Origin of the sequence: Sulfidibacter corallicola, from assembly GCF_017498545.1 — a bacterium.
Classification (GTDB): domain Bacteria; phylum Acidobacteriota; class Holophagae; order Acanthopleuribacterales; family Acanthopleuribacteraceae; genus Sulfidibacter; species Sulfidibacter corallicola.
Genome location: NZ_CP071793.1, coordinates 5,816,556 through 5,833,650 on the forward strand (window position 1 = coordinate 5,816,556; position 17,095 = coordinate 5,833,650).

Annotated in this window: 12 protein-coding genes; 10 read left to right on the top strand and 2 right to left on the bottom strand. The window is 56.9% G+C overall.

Annotated features, from left to right (window positions below):
• Positions 1–121 precede the first annotated feature (121 nt).
• The 9 genes from J3U87_RS17805 (at position 122) to J3U87_RS17845 (ending at position 10,719) form a co-directional block, all read left to right on the top strand.
• Positions 122–1,108 carry an ATP-grasp domain-containing protein gene (locus J3U87_RS17805; RefSeq protein WP_237384407.1) on the top strand — a complete coding sequence of 329 codons (987 nt, stop codon included), beginning with the start codon at positions 122–124 and terminating at the stop codon, positions 1,106–1,108.
• Positions 1,101–1,808 (top strand): HAD family hydrolase, encoded by a 708-nt coding sequence (locus tag J3U87_RS17810; protein ID WP_237384408.1) that lies wholly within the window; start codon positions 1,101–1,103, stop codon positions 1,806–1,808. Before J3U87_RS17805 ends, J3U87_RS17810 begins: the two co-directional genes overlap by 8 nt.
• Before the next feature lie 76 nt (positions 1,809–1,884).
• Positions 1,885–2,841, top strand: a complete 957-nt coding sequence (locus J3U87_RS17815; protein WP_420038310.1) for a glycosyltransferase family 2 protein — start codon at positions 1,885–1,887, stop codon at positions 2,839–2,841.
• Positions 2,807–3,499 (top strand): LbetaH domain-containing protein, encoded by a 693-nt coding sequence (locus J3U87_RS17820; protein ID WP_237384409.1) that lies wholly within the window; start codon positions 2,807–2,809, stop codon positions 3,497–3,499. The genes J3U87_RS17815 and J3U87_RS17820 overlap by 35 nt, the downstream gene beginning before the upstream one ends.
• Before the next feature lie 253 nt (positions 3,500–3,752).
• Entirely contained in the window at positions 3,753–5,837 is a 2,085-nt protein-coding gene (locus J3U87_RS17825; RefSeq protein ID WP_237384410.1) for a hypothetical protein, read from the top strand.
• A gap of 574 nt (positions 5,838–6,411) precedes the next feature.
• A complete protein-coding gene (locus tag J3U87_RS35010; RefSeq protein ID WP_272932501.1) occupies positions 6,412–6,900 on the top strand; it encodes a prepilin-type N-terminal cleavage/methylation domain-containing protein in 489 nt (162 codons plus the stop codon).
• 358 nt (positions 6,901–7,258) lie between these two features.
• Positions 7,259–8,023, top strand: a complete 765-nt coding sequence (locus J3U87_RS17835) for a hypothetical protein (RefSeq protein WP_237384411.1) — start codon at positions 7,259–7,261, stop codon at positions 8,021–8,023.
• Positions 8,024–8,120: 97 nt separating this feature from the next.
• A complete protein-coding gene (locus J3U87_RS17840) occupies positions 8,121–9,350 on the top strand; it encodes a sensor histidine kinase (protein ID WP_237384412.1) in 1,230 nt (409 codons plus the stop codon).
• Positions 9,351–9,360: 10 nt separating this feature from the next.
• Positions 9,361–10,719, top strand: a complete 1,359-nt coding sequence (locus tag J3U87_RS17845) for a sigma-54-dependent transcriptional regulator (RefSeq protein ID WP_237384413.1) — start codon at positions 9,361–9,363, stop codon at positions 10,717–10,719.
• On the opposite strand, the gene J3U87_RS17850 is transcribed toward J3U87_RS17845, so the two are convergent.
• Positions 10,694–11,440, bottom strand: a complete 747-nt coding sequence (locus J3U87_RS17850) for a hypothetical protein (protein ID WP_237384414.1) — start codon at positions 11,438–11,440, stop codon at positions 10,694–10,696. The genes J3U87_RS17845 and J3U87_RS17850 overlap by 26 nt on opposite strands.
• A gap of 40 nt (positions 11,441–11,480) precedes the next feature.
• Positions 11,481–11,843 (bottom strand): hypothetical protein, encoded by a 363-nt coding sequence (locus J3U87_RS17855; RefSeq protein WP_237384415.1) that lies wholly within the window; start codon positions 11,841–11,843, stop codon positions 11,481–11,483.
• 338 nt (positions 11,844–12,181) lie between these two features.
• On the opposite strand from J3U87_RS17855, the gene J3U87_RS17860 reads away from it, so the two are divergent.
• A complete protein-coding gene (locus tag J3U87_RS17860) occupies positions 12,182–17,026 on the top strand; it encodes a sigma 54-interacting transcriptional regulator (protein ID WP_237384416.1) in 4,845 nt (1,614 codons plus the stop codon).
• The last annotated feature ends 69 nt before the right edge of the window (positions 17,027–17,095 follow it).

Sequence of the window (17,095 nt, forward strand, 5' to 3'; positions counted from 1 at the left end):
TTGGATTGGGTTATAAAGAATCTGGGAATCAGAGCGTATGGCGTGAATATTCAGTTGTTTATGAAAAATACGTTCTCGCTGTAAATCTCAGGTGGTTTCTGGCGGAGGAGCCTGGATGACGATGGCACTTCGAAATCGCATCGCGATCACGGGAGTGAGTGGGAACGTGGCTCAGGGAATCATCAAGGGCCTGCGTCAAGCCCCGTCCCCCTATTATCTGGTGGGTTTGGATTACAGCGAGACCTGCGCCGGTTACTTTTTGGTGGACGCTTGGGAGCGCATGCCTCCGGTACGCTCGCTCGAGTACGTCCCGTGCATGATCGAGGTGTTGAGGCGGTTCGAGATCGATTTGTTGCTGCTCGGGATCGATTCCGAAATCAGCGTGATCAGCGGGCGCTGTGGAGAAATCGAGCGGGAAACGGGCTGCAAGGTCGTGATTTCGGAGCAGTCGTTGATCGTCGCCTGCACGGACAAGCTGGAGACCGCGCGTTTGTTCGAGCAGTTGTACCTGCCGTTTTTGAAAACCCTGGAATGCCCTGTATCCGTGGACGAGGTGTTGTCCTTCGTCGAGTTGCCGGTCATCGTCAAGCCGAGACGCGGGCATGGATCGAAAGGCCTTCTGATGATCGATCGTCCCAACGATCTTCGCCAATGTGCCGAACTCAGGGATCCCTCCTATTGTGTGCAAGCGTACGTCGAGGGGCGCGAGTATACGGCCGGCCTCCTGTTCGACGAGCAGCATGGATTGCGCGATTACATTTGCTTCGAGCGGCGCCTGGTGGACGGCACCACCATGGACGCGACTGTCGTCGACCTGCCCGGCGTCAATCGCTTCATCGAAGATTTCGGAGCGCGCTTTCCCGGCACGGGACCGGTGAACCTGCAATTTCGGTTGGATGCCGATGGGATTCCTCGTGTCTTTGAAATCAACCCTCGCTTCTCGGGGACGACCGGCTTGCGGGTTGCCTGTGGATTCAATGGCCCGCTGCGTATCGCCGAGCACTTTTTGAAAGGCCGGCCGATTGAAAGGGCCGAGGTCGAGCCCGTTCGCGTCTATCGCATTTTTTCCGAGTTGGTGGTGCCCCAAGAGCGAGTCGATGATGAGTGATCCCAGTTTGCGTCGTATCAAGTACGTGGTGTTCGACTGCGGCGGTACGCTGGTGGATCTGGTGCCGGAAAAGTGGGAGTGTGCCCACACACTGCTGACCCAATTGGACTTGGATATCCCACTCCCGTTCATTCAGCAGGCCTATCGAACGGTCGAGTTCGCCATGCCGCAGAAGTCCAGTCGTGAGCGAGATGCCGGTGACCGCGTGGCGTACTACGATCGGTTCAATCGCATGATTTGCATTCAGTTGGGCATCGAATCGAAATGGAAGCGGGTCAACGCGCTCTTCCAGAAACAATTTCCCAAAATGGTCCAGTGGCGGGTGTTTTCCGATACATGGCTCTGTTTGGAAGATCTCTTTCCCAAGTTACCCCTGTACGTACTGGCCAACTGGGACCGTCACCTGCCGCGGGTCCTGGAGAAGAACAAACTGTCTTCCTATTTTCGAGCGGCCTTCGCTTCACAAGACTTGGGCTCGGAGAAACCCGACCCCGAAATTTTTCGGGCATTCCTCCAGCGGGTGGGTATCGATGCGGAAGCCTGCCTCTACGTGGGCAACGAGTATCTCGCCGACGTCGTGGGAAGCCGTGCCTGTGGTTTTCATCCCGTTTTGGTGGATCGGGCTGGATTTTATCCTGATGTGGCCGACTGTATCAAAGTAAAGGATTTGAGCGTGTTGGCGACGATGTTGACGCGCTGATTCCGGATTGGGAACACACAGAGGGAGGAACCCCGTGACCGACAAGGCCGCATCGCATCCGGAACTGTCATTGATCGTGTGCCTCTATTACGAGGAAGAATGCGTGGAGGAATTCGTCGCTCAAGTCCGCGCGGCTTTGAAGGATCAGGCGATCACCTACGAAATCGTCTTCGTCGATGACGGCAGTCAGGATCGAACCGTGCCCTTGGTTCTCGAAATGGCCGAGCGGGACGACCGAATCAAGCTGATCCAACTGTCCCGCAATCACGGGAAGGAGGCGGCCATCACCGCCGGGATCACCTACGCTCGCGGTGAACACATGATCATGATGGATCCCGATCTCCAGGATCCGCCGGAAGCGATCATGGATTTCTATCGAAAAGCGCAAGAAGGTTACGACCTGGTGTTCGGGGTTCGTAAAACCCGTGAAGACTCCCTGTCGACGCGCCTTTTTTCCAAACTGTTCTGGACCTTCCTCAACCGATTGACCGGGCTCGACATCCCGGAGAATTTATCCGTGATGCGGATATTCAACCGACAGTTCGCTTCGGAATTTTTGAAATATGCCGAGCGCCTGCGCTTCATCGAAGGGATCTTCATGTTGGTGGGCATGCGGCGAACGTCCATGGCGGTGGCCCACCACAAGCGTTTTGCGGGAGTATCGAAGTTCAATGTCAAGAAGCGCATCGCTCTGGCATTGAAGGCGATCACCTCGTTTAGCGACAAGCCCATCCATTTGGCGATCGGGACCGGGATCTGGTTGCTCTCCATATCGCTCGGCTATGGACTTTGGGCCGTGATTCGCAAGGTTTTTTTCAACGTCGCGCTTACCGGCTGGACATCGCTGTTTGTATCCATTCTTTTTGTTGGTAGCATACAAATCATCCTCCTGGGCATCATTGGAAATTACGTCGGACGCATTTATTCGGAAGTCAAGGCGAGGCCTGTGTTCACGGTTTTCAGGGCGATCAACATCGACCCTGATGAGGAGTTTGGCGATGAAAGAGAAGGTTGCGTTAATCGGCGCGGGTGATTTGGGTGTGCTCCTCGCCCATCATTTCGCGGCCAAGCCGGACCGCTACGAGGTTGTCGGGGCCTTCGACGATTTCCAGGAAAAGGGGAGCCGGGTGCGAGGCCTGGATATTCTCGGTGGTGTCAATGACATTCGGCAATCGTCGGAGCGCAAGCTGTTTTCTTCGTTGGTCATGGCGATCGGTTACCGACATTTGGCATTCCGTGCCGGTCTGTATCTCCGGCTCGTGGAGATGGGTCTTTCGTTCGCCCGTTATGTCCATCCCCACGCCTACGTGGATCGGGGGGCGGACCTGGCCCCGGGAAGTATCGTGTTTCCGGGCTGCACGATCGATCACCGGTGCCGTATCGGACCCAACTCGCTGCTCAACACGGGCTGTGTGTTGGCCCATGACGTGATGCTGGACGGACATACGTTTTTCGGGCCGGGCGTGAAATCCGCGGGATTTGTCCGGATCGGCGCCTATTCGTTCATCGGGGTGGGCACCGTCATCATCGACAACATCGAACTGGGAGAACGGTGCCAGACGGCGGGTGGTGCCGTGGTGACCAAGAGTTTTGGCGACAACCTGTTGCTCGCGGGTGTTCCCGCGCAAATCAAACGAAAACTGGATTCGGTCGAGGATGACGAACCGGATCTTTTTCGTTCTCACGCCTAGCCGCGCGGCGACCTTTCGCGAGCGGCCTCGAACGGATGAAACGCCGCTTCGGTGACGTGTTCGTGGGTCCATTCAACAGTGCTTTTTGCTACCATGACCAGAGCCGCCAGGATTCAGGGCGCCAAGCCGCCGATAGCTTGGACCGATTCGATGGGTTGGTCCCGCTATCCTGCACTCATCCGCAGGCGCGACACGCCTTGACAGGACTGGAGCGAAGCCCGGCCGGATTTTTGATGAAGAAGGATCGATGCACATGAAGAGTAGGGGCCTCGCATGCGCCTTGGTGGCGAATTACCTATTGTGTTTGACCATGTTGGTCTACCGGGCGTTTTCCCTGGTGTTCTCCTGGGATCTTTTTTGGCATTTGAAGATGGGGGAAGACTTTGTCACCAAAGGATTGAGTCCTTTCGTCGATCACCTGAGTTTCACCCATGGTGGCGAAGAGATTTTTTATGTACCGGTCGCCTTTCAGGTTGCACTATATGAGTTCGTCCATTATTTCGGCGTATTGCGTGGTGTTCAGTCTTTCAAACTTCTGTTTTGGGTACCGGCCGTCACCATGTTGTTTCTATTGCTCTGGAGAAACAAAACCCACTATCTGGCACACTTCTTCATATTGCCCCTCGCAACCGGAGCGATGATTGCACGTGCACCGGCGCGACCCGAGCTCATGACCTACCCACTGGTCATCATCGCGATATATCTCGTATGGCGTGCACGTGAACATTTCACCGTGAAATATATGGCGATGATCGCGGGCTTGATCCTCGTCTGGAACAACCTGCACGTGTCATCGATCTTTGTGTACATCGTTGCAGGTCCTTTATTCATCGAAAAAGCCATCGAGTACCTGAAGGTCAAGAATTTCAAACCCCGCGATTGGGGGTTTCTGATCGGTTCGGGCCTCGCCCTGTTGGCCATCGGATTTCTGCGCCACGATTTGGGTCACCCGATCTTGGCGGCACTGGACTTCGATCCCCGCTGGAAGAGCGTGACCCAAGAGTATTTGGCCTTTCACTCGGGTCTGCTCAAATCCTATTTGCGAGTAAGCTGGGGTTTGTTGGTGATTCTCCTGTTCCTACTATTGCAGCGGGGTTACTATGGCTTTTTCATTACCCTGCTCTTTATGGCCTATCAGTCGATCACCGCAGTGCGTATCTTTTCGATCATGATTTTCATGCAAATGATCGTTTGGGCCATTGTGTTACCAGAGTTGTCCCTGGAAAAAATTTGGTACCAGTTACGTCGACAGTTAAAGACCTTCGCTTTGGTTTTTGTATGGATTGTCATGATCTTCAACTATGGCCAGCTAGGGTATTCCCTGTTTCGCGTACCGTTGATGCATTCTTTGAGAGAATCTCATTACCCGTTCGGTGCAATCGATCAGGCGACCAGGAAACAATATAAAGGCAAGGTCTATAACAAATTCGATTTCGGTGGTTTTTTCGCGTATTACATGGCGCCGGAAATGAAAGTCTATATCGATGGTCGTACCAATATCCTTTATTCCTATGAATTCTTTCGCCGCTACCAACATACCTACGCATCCATCGAGGTTCTTCGGGAGGAAGACGATCGCTGGGGATTCGATTTCATCCTCTCCGACAACGACGTCGCCGATTTTCGAAACTACATGCGCTCCGGGCGCTTTCTCCTGGACACCGCCGATGCCTCGGCCAGTTTGTTCCGAAAGAATCAGGGCGATCTGGCCGTGACCGGCCATTTATTGATCTGGCCGGATTGTTGGGACGAGAGCCTGCTGGATACGCTCGAGGAGGAGTATCGCTTTGCGGCCGAACACCTCCCCAGTCGCAATTGGGTTCGGAAGATTCTCGAATACACGCACGCCTATCGCGAAGCCGAGGACAAAGAGGCCTTTTTGCAGAAACCACCGCCCCATTTGATTCAGAGCGATCACGTGATCCGCGTCGCCAGCGGTATCGCGCTGGCGAGGGGCAGCGTCAAGACGAGTGTTTCCTATTTATACCTGCTCAAATCGAAAGAGGTCCGAGACCTTCAGGCCCTGGCTGGTCGCTTCCTATTATTGAATGAATACCAGTTGAGCGAAAACCTGCTTTACATGGCGATCCACGACGAGAATGTGCCCAGACTCTCCGCCGAATCCACCTACCGCCATCGCCTGCTCCTGGATGAGCTGCGTCAAACGGGACATCGGTTTTCGATTTTTCCGGAGAGCGAGCTGGCGGATTTTCGATTGGATGAGGTTCAGGCCGAGGAATCCCCATTCCCCAGGAGTGACTGCGGCTTGTTGGATCGCTTCAAAGCGCCGGTTGAAACCGTTCCTGCCGCTGAAGGGGCCGAACCGACCCGAGATTGAGTGTGGAAAACGATTCGCCGGTAATCGTCCAGCCTGCTCTCCGCGAGAGCTATTGTCGGCTTCGCGGAGAGTATGCGACCACGCCAAAGCCGGCGTATGGGCCGGTGTGGCCATTCAACTCGTGAGTCATTGGCATCGCCGAGATTTGCCGTTTAGAACCTGAAGCCCTACCCTCTTCACCATGCGTTCTCTCATTTTTGGATGAGATCTAAACGACATGAATTATTGTATTTGTGGCTGAATTCTCTTTCTGGACGGCAGCCGTGAAACGGTGGCACGATCCTGGGGCCGAATGCCGAGATGGGTGACAGAAAGTGTCAGCTCGTTGCGGCTATGGTTGCAAAAAGTGTCAGGTGAGCCGGGGGGAATGTGATCCCTGTTACCTAACCAACGGGTGCCACCAAAGAGGGTCATCGGGGGTCGAATTAAATTTTTGAGTAAACATCTTGATAACAAACAGCTTGTGTTTGAAGGGCTACGGTTGGTATGAACATCTTCGGGATTTGGCAATGGGCTTGCTCAAAGACAGGGCATCAGCAATACGCTGGACTTTGACAAAAGGGAGTCTTTCGAGATGAGAAGAAAAGGTTTTAGTTTGGTCGAACTCATGGTCGTTGTTGCCATCATCGCCATCCTGGCAGCTATCGCTCTGCCCATGTACTCCATTTTCCGCCAAAAAGCCACCGCCATGAAGTCTATCGGCGCGTGCAACGATTTGAAACAGCCTCTAATGACCTGGTTCGAAGATACCGGCGACCTGCAGTTGCTCACTTTTGAAACCAACGGCCGTGTACACGGTGTTCACCCCGAAAGCGGCGTGGACGTCACCATGGGTTCCGGTCTTCCCGACATTCCCAACCACACCTACACCCCGACTACTCCCGCTGCCGCTCAGGTCGTGATCGCATGGGCTTTCACCGCAGGTTGTCAGCTTTGCGACGGTGAGTGGTGCATGCTCTGCAACGATGCTGCTGGTGTGTGTAACGTTGAAATCGATATTACCGATGCCGACGGTGACGAACTCCAGTCTCTGAACAAGCATCCGGGAACCGCTTGCCCGTAATCGCTTCGATTCAGATTTAGCTGAAAAGCCTCCTCTTCTCGAGGGGGCTTTTTGCGTTTATGGCATCGAGAATTTTCACTTTGTCCCATGAAGACCGACTTTTGAATAAGATCGGTAGTATGGTTTTTCTCGATTTGGCGTGGTATCGATTCAGCGGGCGCCGATGGTCTCGAATGGACCGCATAGGATCAAGATCCCATTGGTCGCTGGTTTAATGAACCGGAGCGATATATACTAGGGATCCAGTTGATAACGTGTTTTTTTGGGGTTGGTTTGTATGCTCATTCTTGCGCTACTCATATTGGGATTCCATACCGGCACCGATGATGGCCATCATTCGGAAGGTGGTGGAGAAAAAATGGAGTTTCGCCCCATTAACGAGGGCAATGTCATCGAGATGGGACCCTACCAATATACCGTTCCACCGGGAGTGTGGTTGGCGCACGAAGAACATGCGCAACACATGTACGGGTTACTGAATACCGACTACATCGACAATTGCCACGGCGTTTTTTTCAGTGCCTCGGGTACCTGGTCCTATGGCGTGTCCATTCAATGGTATCCCGGTGATCTCTATCGGATGGCTCCAGCCGTCACCGAGGAACAGTTTTTCCAATTTCTCGGGGACAAAGACCTGTTGCCCGGTTTTCCCTCCAAGGGCGAGCGAACCGTGGCCATGCCGCCCACCACATCGGAAGACGGCACGAGTTTCGAGGTCGGGTTTCGGTACGCCCCCGACGAAAGTAACGCCGGCGAGGGGCGAGTGCTGGCCCGAAAAGTGTGGATTTCCACTGAAGGCGCACTGGTCTATACCTTGATGTCCAAGGGCGATCACTACGATGTCCACCAAGAGGAAATCAGGGGCATCTTCGACAACGTGGTCCAGATCCGCTTTCCGGACGCGGAAGCGCCCAAGCAAAGCTATACCTCGTATCTTTCCTTCTTCAACATACCCTTGGAATTGACCGTCAATACGGGCGATCAAGCGAATGCCGGTGCCGAAACGCTGCCGGCAGGCGAACCCCAGGTCGATTGGACCGCGAGTGCTCTCGTGATCGGGCTTGGCGTCGTCATTCTCGTCGTGGCGTTTGTCATTTCTCGGCGGAAGCCGGAAGAGGCCTAGTGATTTCCCCTTCGTGGCATGTGGGAACGAACCCCTTCCCGTTCGGCGTCGTGTGCGGTGAGTTGGGTTAGGTTCGCTCCTTCGCTGGGGGTCCGGCATGTCGGATGATCTTCTGCCCATTTTGCTGGTCCTGACACTCGTTCTGGTGTTCGTGCTGCTCATGGGCATTCGCTTGGTCATGCTGTTGATGCGGCGCGAAGGGCGTCCGCTACCACGCGAGCGCTCCGTGCAGGAACTGTTGGTGGAGACCCTGCGCGAGCGGAGTTACGGCGAGCAGGAGGCGCTTCGCAGTCAACGCGAATCGACCATGGCTCTCGAAGCGCTGAACCTGTTGCACCGCACCATCATGGACCACATTCCCGTGGCGGTTGCGGTGTTGGACTTCAACGGGCGCGTGCAATACGCCAACGGCTTGTTTTTGGATACGCTTTCGGTCGATTCGATCAAGGGGCAGTCGTTGGGCACCATTTCGGACACGCTCAACGGCCAATGGCTGGAAATGCGCTCCCTGGGGGAGCAAAGCAAGAGTGGGGTGCCCCTCTACATCGACGGTATGCCCAAGATCGTGCACTTGACCCTTACCGAGCTGCCCGATCTCCAGTTCCTGTTCACCATGCAGGACCGGACGCGCTTCCACGCATTGGAGGAGCAGGTGCGCCTGAAGCGGGAGCTGGCGCTGATGGGGGAAATGGCGAGCGGCATCACCCACGAGGTGAAAAACTCTCTTGCCGTGGTCCAGGGTCGGCTGCAGATGATGAAGTACGGCAACGTGGAACAGAACACCGAGAAGATCCAATTGGAAGTGGATCACCTGCTCAAGTTCGTAACCGCCTTTCGCAAGTCCAGCGAGGGAGAGTCCGTACGCAAGGAGGTCATCCCGCTGCGGGAATGGTTTGCCGAGCTGGTCGATCACTGGCAGGGACACGAATGGGGCGAACGCGTTTCGTTTCCGGCCGATTCCGAGTTGGCGGGTGAGGTCCGCGGCGACCGAATTCTTCTCACGACCGTGATCAACAATCTGATCCTCAACGGGTTGGAAGCGGTTGCCGGTGCCGGGGACGGAGACCGGGCGCCTTCCGCCTGGGTGCGAATCTGGGTGGCGGAAGATCCCCACGAAATGAGGATCGGGGTGGAAGACCGGGGGCCCGGATTCGCCAAAAACGTGACAGGAAAGGTTTTTGTGCCCTTCGTGACTTCCAAGAAGACGGGAACGGGGTTAGGCTTGTTCCATTCACGCAAGATCATGCTGGAACACGGTGGCAGCCTCGAAGTTCGCGAAGGATTGCCCACCACGCTGATCTGCCATCTCCCCAAAAACATGGATTGAGGCACGACGCATGGACAGCATATTACTCATCGAGGATCGGCCCGGCTTGCGCCAGGTGTATGCCGAATTCCTACGGAATCTAGGGTACATGGTCGTCGAGGCCGGTTCCGTGGAGGATGCCCACAAAGCGATGGCCGTACGTGAGTTTTCGCTGGTCCTCACCGATTACATGTTGCCGGGCGCCAACGGTATGGATTTCCTGAAACAACTCAAGGAGCGCGATCCGGACTACCTCGTCATCCTGATGACCGCGTTTGGCGAGATCAAACTGGCGGTCGAGGCGACCCGTGCCGGCGCCTTCGATTTTCTCGAGAAGCCGATCGATCTGGACCATCTCAAGATCGTGATCGAGCGCGCCCTGGAGCATCGCCGCCTGCGTCGCAAGGATACCTTCCACGAAGCGCAGAGCGTGACCGAGAGCGAGGAGATCATCGGGCAGGCACCCGCCCTGAAAGCGGCTCTGGCCATGGCCAAAAAAGTGGCCCCCAGCGATGCCAATTGTTTGCTCCTGGGCGAGTCCGGTGTCGGCAAGGAACTGTTTGCCAAGTACATTCACGGCAATAGTCGGCGGGCGGTGGGCGCTCTCGTTTCCATCAACTGTGCCGCGATTCCCGGTGAATTGATCGAGAGTGAGCTGTTCGGCCACGAAAAGGGCGCCTTCACCGGTGCGGTCGGCAAGAAGGCGGGCCTGATCGAGATGGCTGACGGCGGCACCCTGTTTCTGGACGAAATCGGGGAAATGCCCCTGTCGCTCCAGCCAAAACTATTGCGCGTGATTCAGGCCAAGGAGTTTCGTCGGGTCGGTGGCAGCCGCACTCTGAAGTCGGATATTCGGGTCGTCGCCGCAACCAACCGCGATTTGAAGACCGGTACGCGCGAAGGCTGGTTCCGCGAGGATCTCTACTACCGGTTGGCGGTGTTTCCCATCGATATTCCGCCGTTGCGGGACCGCCGAGGCGATTTGCCGTTGCTGATCTCCGCGATCCTGCGCCAGGCCCGATTCGGCCATGCCGATATTTCACCCAAGTTGCTGGCGCAGCTCCAGGCCTACCACTGGCCGGGCAATGTCCGCGAACTCAAAAACCTGCTCGAACGCGCGATCATCCTGAGTCAGGGCCAGCCATTGGATGTGAACCATTTTCCGGCCAATCTCTTCGATTCTGCCGAAAATGTGGGACTCCGATTTCATTTGGACCTGAACCGCTCTTTCAAGGACAACCTGTCCCGGCTCGAAGGCCAGTTGGAGCGAACCATGATCGAGTTGTTGCTGAAAGAAGAGAGTGGCCATCGCGAGCGCGTCGCCAGACGGTTCGGCGTTTCGGTCAAAACCCTCTACAACCGCATCAAGGCGTTGGGGATTCAGTGTTGAGTGCGGAGCCGGCCCGCTCCGTGCGGTGACGCAGGACGAGCAGGGCAGCCAAAACCGGGACCTGAATCAACGCGGGACCCACGTTCCCGAAGGTCAGGGACCCTCCGCCCAGATAATTGTCGAGAATGCCGTTGATGGCGCCGATTTGGGGCAACGTCCAAATGAAGAATCGGGGCCAAGACAGGTTCAGTTCGAGATAGGACAGCAGGTACTGATCCAGGTACTGCAGGAACCCGGTCGTCGCCCAAAAACCGGCGTATAGGAGCGTCGTCACGGCCCGCGAAAACCACGAACCCAGCGCTTCCGTCCACATCACGAAGCAGCCGTGCCAAAGACAGACGAGTGCCAAGGAAATCAGGAGTTCGGTGGCCAACCCACCCCCGACGAGCCATCCCGCCAACAGTGCCGGTGCCAGCAACAGACAGGGATTCAGGAAGGCGAGCACCCAAAACAACCCGTGACGCGCTACCCGTAAGTGGTGGAAACCCAAGGGAAGAATGAGAAGGATCGGTGCTCCGGTGCTGATCAGGCCCGCCAGAAAGCGGGGGAGGCTATAGGCACCCAACACCGTGCCCAAAACACTGAGGTTACCTTCCTCGAATTTCATCGTCGTCAACATGATCGCGGCCGGAACCAGTCCAATCAATCCGGTGACGAGACCGAACCACCACAGGTCTCTCTTGTTTGGTGGATGGAGGTCCTCGTTTTGTTGGTGTTGCATTGCAGATCTGCCTCTTGGATATAGGGAAATGGGGACGAGATCACTCTGGTTCCGAGCCGGTGGGGCCCTCCTGTCGTGCCGCACGGTATTGCAACCTCATGACCAGCAGGTGGGACGCCAGGGCGATGGCGTGATAGCCGAAAATCGTGCGAGTCGGTAAATTCAGCACGACCGAAAAGGACGCCGGCAGCACCATGAACAGCAAGATCGGGAAGGGGACCATTCCGGAACGCGCCTTGAAAATCCCCAACAGTCCGCTGGCCAGCACCAGCGTGGTCAGAATGCCGCCGAACGTTTCGGCCTGCTCGCTGTCGATATCGAGTCGGAATCCCGAAAACCAGAAGATAGTCGTCAAAAGAATCGTCAAAACCTGAATGACGGAAATGACCTGCCATTGAATCATCGATCAAACCTCGGCCGCGCTATGGTGGGACACCTCGTGTGGCCCCTCAACCGGAGGCCTATCATACCGCGAAATGTGCGGAACTCAAGCCGAGGCGATGTCCCGAGATAGTTCCTCGAGTTGCAACGGAAAATTCTTTGAGATACGAATGTTGTGGAATTATTTTTTTAAATGAAATTTTTGTTGACTCCGGAGGGTTGATCGCTAGAATGTGAATATCGCTTTTTCAAAATTATGTACTCGTGATGGATTGCGCTCGGGTTCACCCTGGGCCGAGAGGCGGTGTCCGTTGCTCTCGGTTTGCCTTCCGTGGGCCCGTTTGCGCGCAAGGAGGGGCCGTGGCTCACCAGTTTCCCACCCTTGTCGATGCTCGCTTCGAACTGATCCAAGCCGAGGCGTCCGGCTCGTACCGGCGTTTTCACGATTTCATTCAAGATCGGGAATATTGGGGGCGGCTGGTTCCCAAGAGCGAGACCCCGATCTCCCTGCTTCAGCGCTTGGCGGAACTGCGACACTATGCCGCGTTTCCGATTCATCGCCTGCGCGATCTGGGCGATCGCAGTTTCGTGCTCGTGGAAAGCCCTTGCGAGCACCAATCATGGAAAGATTATGAACGCCGTCGCATCGGCTTCACCAAAAGGTGCCTGTTCTTGAAGGCATTGATGGATTTCCTCCAATTCCTCGGTGAAATGGAGTTGTGCCTGTTGGACCTGAACCCCGACCAGGTATATCTGAGAGACGGTAAGCATTTGCGCATTCTGGGTTTGGAACGGGCCCTACCGGTTGGAGAACCTCTTCCCGAACATGTTCGGCTCGATTCGAGGTTTGCACCCCCGGAGGTGCGTCCCGGAGAAAAGCCACATCCCAAGAGTACCGTGTACCAACTGGGTGTGTGGTTCCACTGGTTAGCCCTGGGTGAGCTACCGACGGTGGAAAATTCGGAAGGAGCGACCCGGGCACCATCATCGAACGACATGGATGCGTGTCGAGACATGTCGGCCCGACTTCGGGCCGCATGGCCGGCGGCCAGGCCGGATTGGTCCGCCGTACAAGCCTGGTTTCGCGAGTGGATGCGAGTCGGCGAACCCGAGGGTTCGAGCCTCGCATCCTGGCGTGGTTGCCGGGATCGAAAATCGCGACAAGCGTTGTCGGCGGCCCTGGGGCGAGCGACCGAGAAACCGACCTGTCTGATCTTGAGGTGTTTCCCAGGACGGGAATTCATGCCGCGATTGAATGCCGTGATGGAGGAAGCGGAGAAGCTTGATTGGCTCGCGCTCCATCATTGGGTACCGAGGCAAGTGACCACGCCTTTTCAGGCCTGTGAAGCGTTGATGACCATGGCTCGAAGAAGTTTGTCCCTCGCTGCCCCCAAAGAGAACGTCGCGCTGGACAAGTCGGCCGGGCCCGCCCCGCCATCGGGGTTGCGCAGCGTACTCATCGATCGCCTTCGACCCATGATCGGAGAATTGTCGGCGAAGAGGGGATTGCTCCTGATTCTCGAAGACCTCCACTTTGCGGACGAAAACTCCCTGCGGCTTCTGGCGATGTTGCCCGAACTGTTGCCTGCGACGCCCATTTGCCTTGTTTTCACGACGGATCACTTTGCCCACCGGCATCTGCGCCGGTTTCGAACGAAGTGGCGCGGAGACTGGTCCGAACACCACGCCGAGCCGGACTCTTCGGAAGCCTTTCAGCGCGCATGCCTTGGGAATGGAAAGGACGGGGCGCTTCCCTGTCGCTCTCCCGGGACCCTCAAAAGTCTTGCGGGTCATTCGGAGCTGCTGGCACTTGCGTTTACCCTTGCTCGCGGATCCGGTCGTCTGGGTTTGGAGGCGCTGTTTCACCGCAGTTGGCCACATTTGAGACCCAAAGAGCAGTTGGTCCTGGAGATCGTTGCCATGTCCGCGGTGCCCATGTGCGCGTCGACCTTGTCTTTCGTGTCGAGTATGCCGCGTCTGACCGGAATCCTGGACGGCCTGATTCGATCGAAACTCCTGCGTCCGGTAGGTGCACCTCGGCGGATGTCTATGGGGAACCCTCTAACCGATGAACCCTATTTCGTCTTGGATGTCCCGTTTCTCGGTCCATTCTGTCGGTCACGGCTTTCCGAAGCCGAGCGGAGGCACATTCTCGAGCGCCTGGACCAATGGGTCTCTGCCGCACCGGACTCCGATCCGGTGCAGCGTGTCTACCTGCAATTGATGCGGGGTCACCGCAAAAATGCGCAGACCAGTCTGCGCCATTTGCGTCATCACATCCTCGACCAATGGGACTTGGACCTCGCTCGCGAACTCACCGAGGTGGGGGACCGGTTTGGTTTGGAGTCCTTGGCATCATTCGAGGAATGGTGCGACCTGCTTTGGTCGCGTCCACCAAAGCGCCTACCGTCTCGCTCTTACGCCGCAGTCTACGGCCTTGCCAAGGCGCTTCGTTGTTACAGCAGGGGACGGGTTCATCAGGCGGGACAATGGCTGGAGCGCATTGTCAGGGGACGCGCCGCCCAAAGAGGAATCCGGGCCCACGCGCTCGTGTTGCGGGCCGAGTGGGCGGCGGAGCTCGGTGAGTGGGGTCCCGCGTTCGAGGCCCGATCCAAACTGGCGCGATTTACGCCAGGTTTGCGCACCGAATTGGTGGAACCATGGCGAATGCGCGTGAATACGGCGTTACTGCGGGCTTGTATCGCTTCGCCGGATCGGCGATTGCCTTCCTTTACGATCGAATCATGGAGTTCGGGAATTGCAGGGGCTGCCTGGTGGCGGGCCCACCGACACCTCCACCGAGGTGACGAGAAGAGGGCCCTCGAAGTCTTGACCTCCCCTGGCGGTGAAGTTGCCACATCGGGAGATCCGCTGTGGCGGGCCAGGTGGACCGCACTGGAAGCCGTTCTCGAAGGGCGGATGTGGAATCTGGCTCGTGCGAAGGTCCTGTATCAGGATGCGATTTCCGCCTACGAGTCGGCCGGTTTTGCGATCGAGGCAGGGCGGCTCGAGCTGGTGCGGGCGATGTTCCTGCTGCGGGTGGGCGCGCTCGATGCGGTAGCCGGGATCGTCGCGTCCGGACGATTCGATGACTTCAAATCCGATGCACGCCGACCGGATCCCTATCGCCGTCGGTTTGCGGTCCGGGCTCGATGGTGCCTGTGGTCTCATCGCTGGGAATCTTTTCGGAAGAACAGCGAGCGGGCGCGAAAATGGTGCCGGCAGCAAGGAACGCTGCACGACGAACTCGAGGTGCTTCACGATCAACTGTTGGCAGCCCCTTTCGCGCAGCGCCAACGCGTTTCGCGAGATCTGAAGGCGTGCACGGACCTACTCTCCGAGGTTCAAGTGGAACGCGTCTCGGTTCAGGAGTTGAGGTTCGCATTGGATTGGGCCCATTACTTCGCGGGAACCGATTCTTTGCCTTCTCTTGTCCGAACTCCCGATGATTCCCTAGATCCCGTCCTTGATTGGCGTGTCCGATTTTTGGCCTTTCTCCGGAATCCCACACCAGATGGCTGGGCGCCGTTGGTTGCCCAGTTAAAGCGTTCCGAGTTCTCGGTACCACACGGATTCCTGGTGAGAACCGCAATCGAGAAGGAGTGCCTTCCCGGTTACTGTCTCGACCGCGACCTGTTGGCTTTCTTCCACCAACTGGAACGGCGCCACCCGCTTCACCTGGGCTCCTTCATCACCAGGCACTTTCCGGTCTCCGTAACGGCACCTCGTTTACCGGGGCATGCTTGGGAACACTATTTCCTGCTGTTGGAAGGACTCCAGACGCGAACCAATCCACCTCGGGCATTCACTTGGAATCGATTGGCGGATGCGGTGAACAGCTTCTTTCCTTTTCGTGCCTGGGGCTTTTGTACCCGGCATCGCAATGATTGGCAGGTGATCGACGGTGTCGGGTCGACCGAACGGGAAGTCCGTTCGTGCGCTTGGACGTCGATTCGAAGCCTCCTGAACGATTCGATCCGCGGCGACGGCGATCCTGCGCCGAGGGTCCTGTCACTCCCCGAGCCCGGCAATTCGTGGAGCAACGAGCCGCGAATCCTGCTTCTGCTCATCGAGCGTATCAATCCGGAACCCATCCTGATGTGGTTTTTCTGCGATGAATCCCAGAGTGGTGGTGCACCCGACTGGCAGATTGCGCGATTGTGTCAGTTGTTGGCAAGCTGGATGACACACCTTCTCGAGCCAAGTGAGCTTCAACGGTTGGCGCCGGCGCCCTTAGTCACGGGGCCGGCCTGGCCACGTCCTGCATCGGATCACGGATTGGTGGGGCACAGCGAAACGATGGTTTCCGTTCGACATGCGATCGACCGACTGGCGCCCTCGAACCTGTCCGTTTTCGTCGGCGGAGAAAGCGGTTCCGGCAAGGAGTTGGTAGCCAGGGCGGTTCATCGCGCGTCCGCTCGCAGTAAGGCCCCCTTTCGAGCGGTCAATTGCAGCCAATACGCCGAAAGCCTCATCGAATCCGAGTTGTTCGGGCATGTACGCGGTGCCTTTACGGGGGCTGTCGCCGATCGCGTGGGTCTGCTCGAGGCTTTGGATGGTGGAACTCTGTTTCTCGATGAAATCGCCGACATCGGCCCGCGACTTCAGTCTCTGCTGCTTCGTGTATTTCAGGAAGGCGAGTTCTTCAGGCTGGGCGAGCATCGGCCGCGTCGCGTGGACCTTCGCTTCATCACCGCCACAAACCGCAATCTGGAGGAGATGGTCGCGGCGGGTTCCTTCCGCGAAGACCTCTATTACCGGTTGATGGGTGCGCGCATCATCCTGCCGCCCTTGCGCAAGCGTCGGGAGGACATCCCCGATTTGGTGGCGTTCTTCGCGACGCGCCACCGAGGAGCTGCATCGACTCGGTTTTCGGATGGGTTCGTGCAGCGGCTCCAGCGTTACGACTGGCCAGGCAATGTCAGAGAGCTGGAGACCTATATCGCACGGGCGCTCGTGCTTCACCGCGAAAAAGATCTGGTGACCGTCGAAGACATGGAGACGTTGCCCGAAGCGACCTCCTGTGACTCCGAAAGCGACGATCGGCTCGGTTTGCGTGAAATCGAACGGCGCAACCGGCACCAATTGGTTCGTGCCCGGTTGCACCGTTTCGAAGGTAGCCGCAGCAAGACCGCGGAGAGCTTGGGCATTTCGCGCCAGCACCTTGCCAACATCATCAACGCCATGGAGCGTGCCGAAGATTGACGGACTTCCGCTGGTGAACCGGGCGGTCCCTCTTTCTTGGCGCACTTCCCGGAAGAGGGATGTCGAATC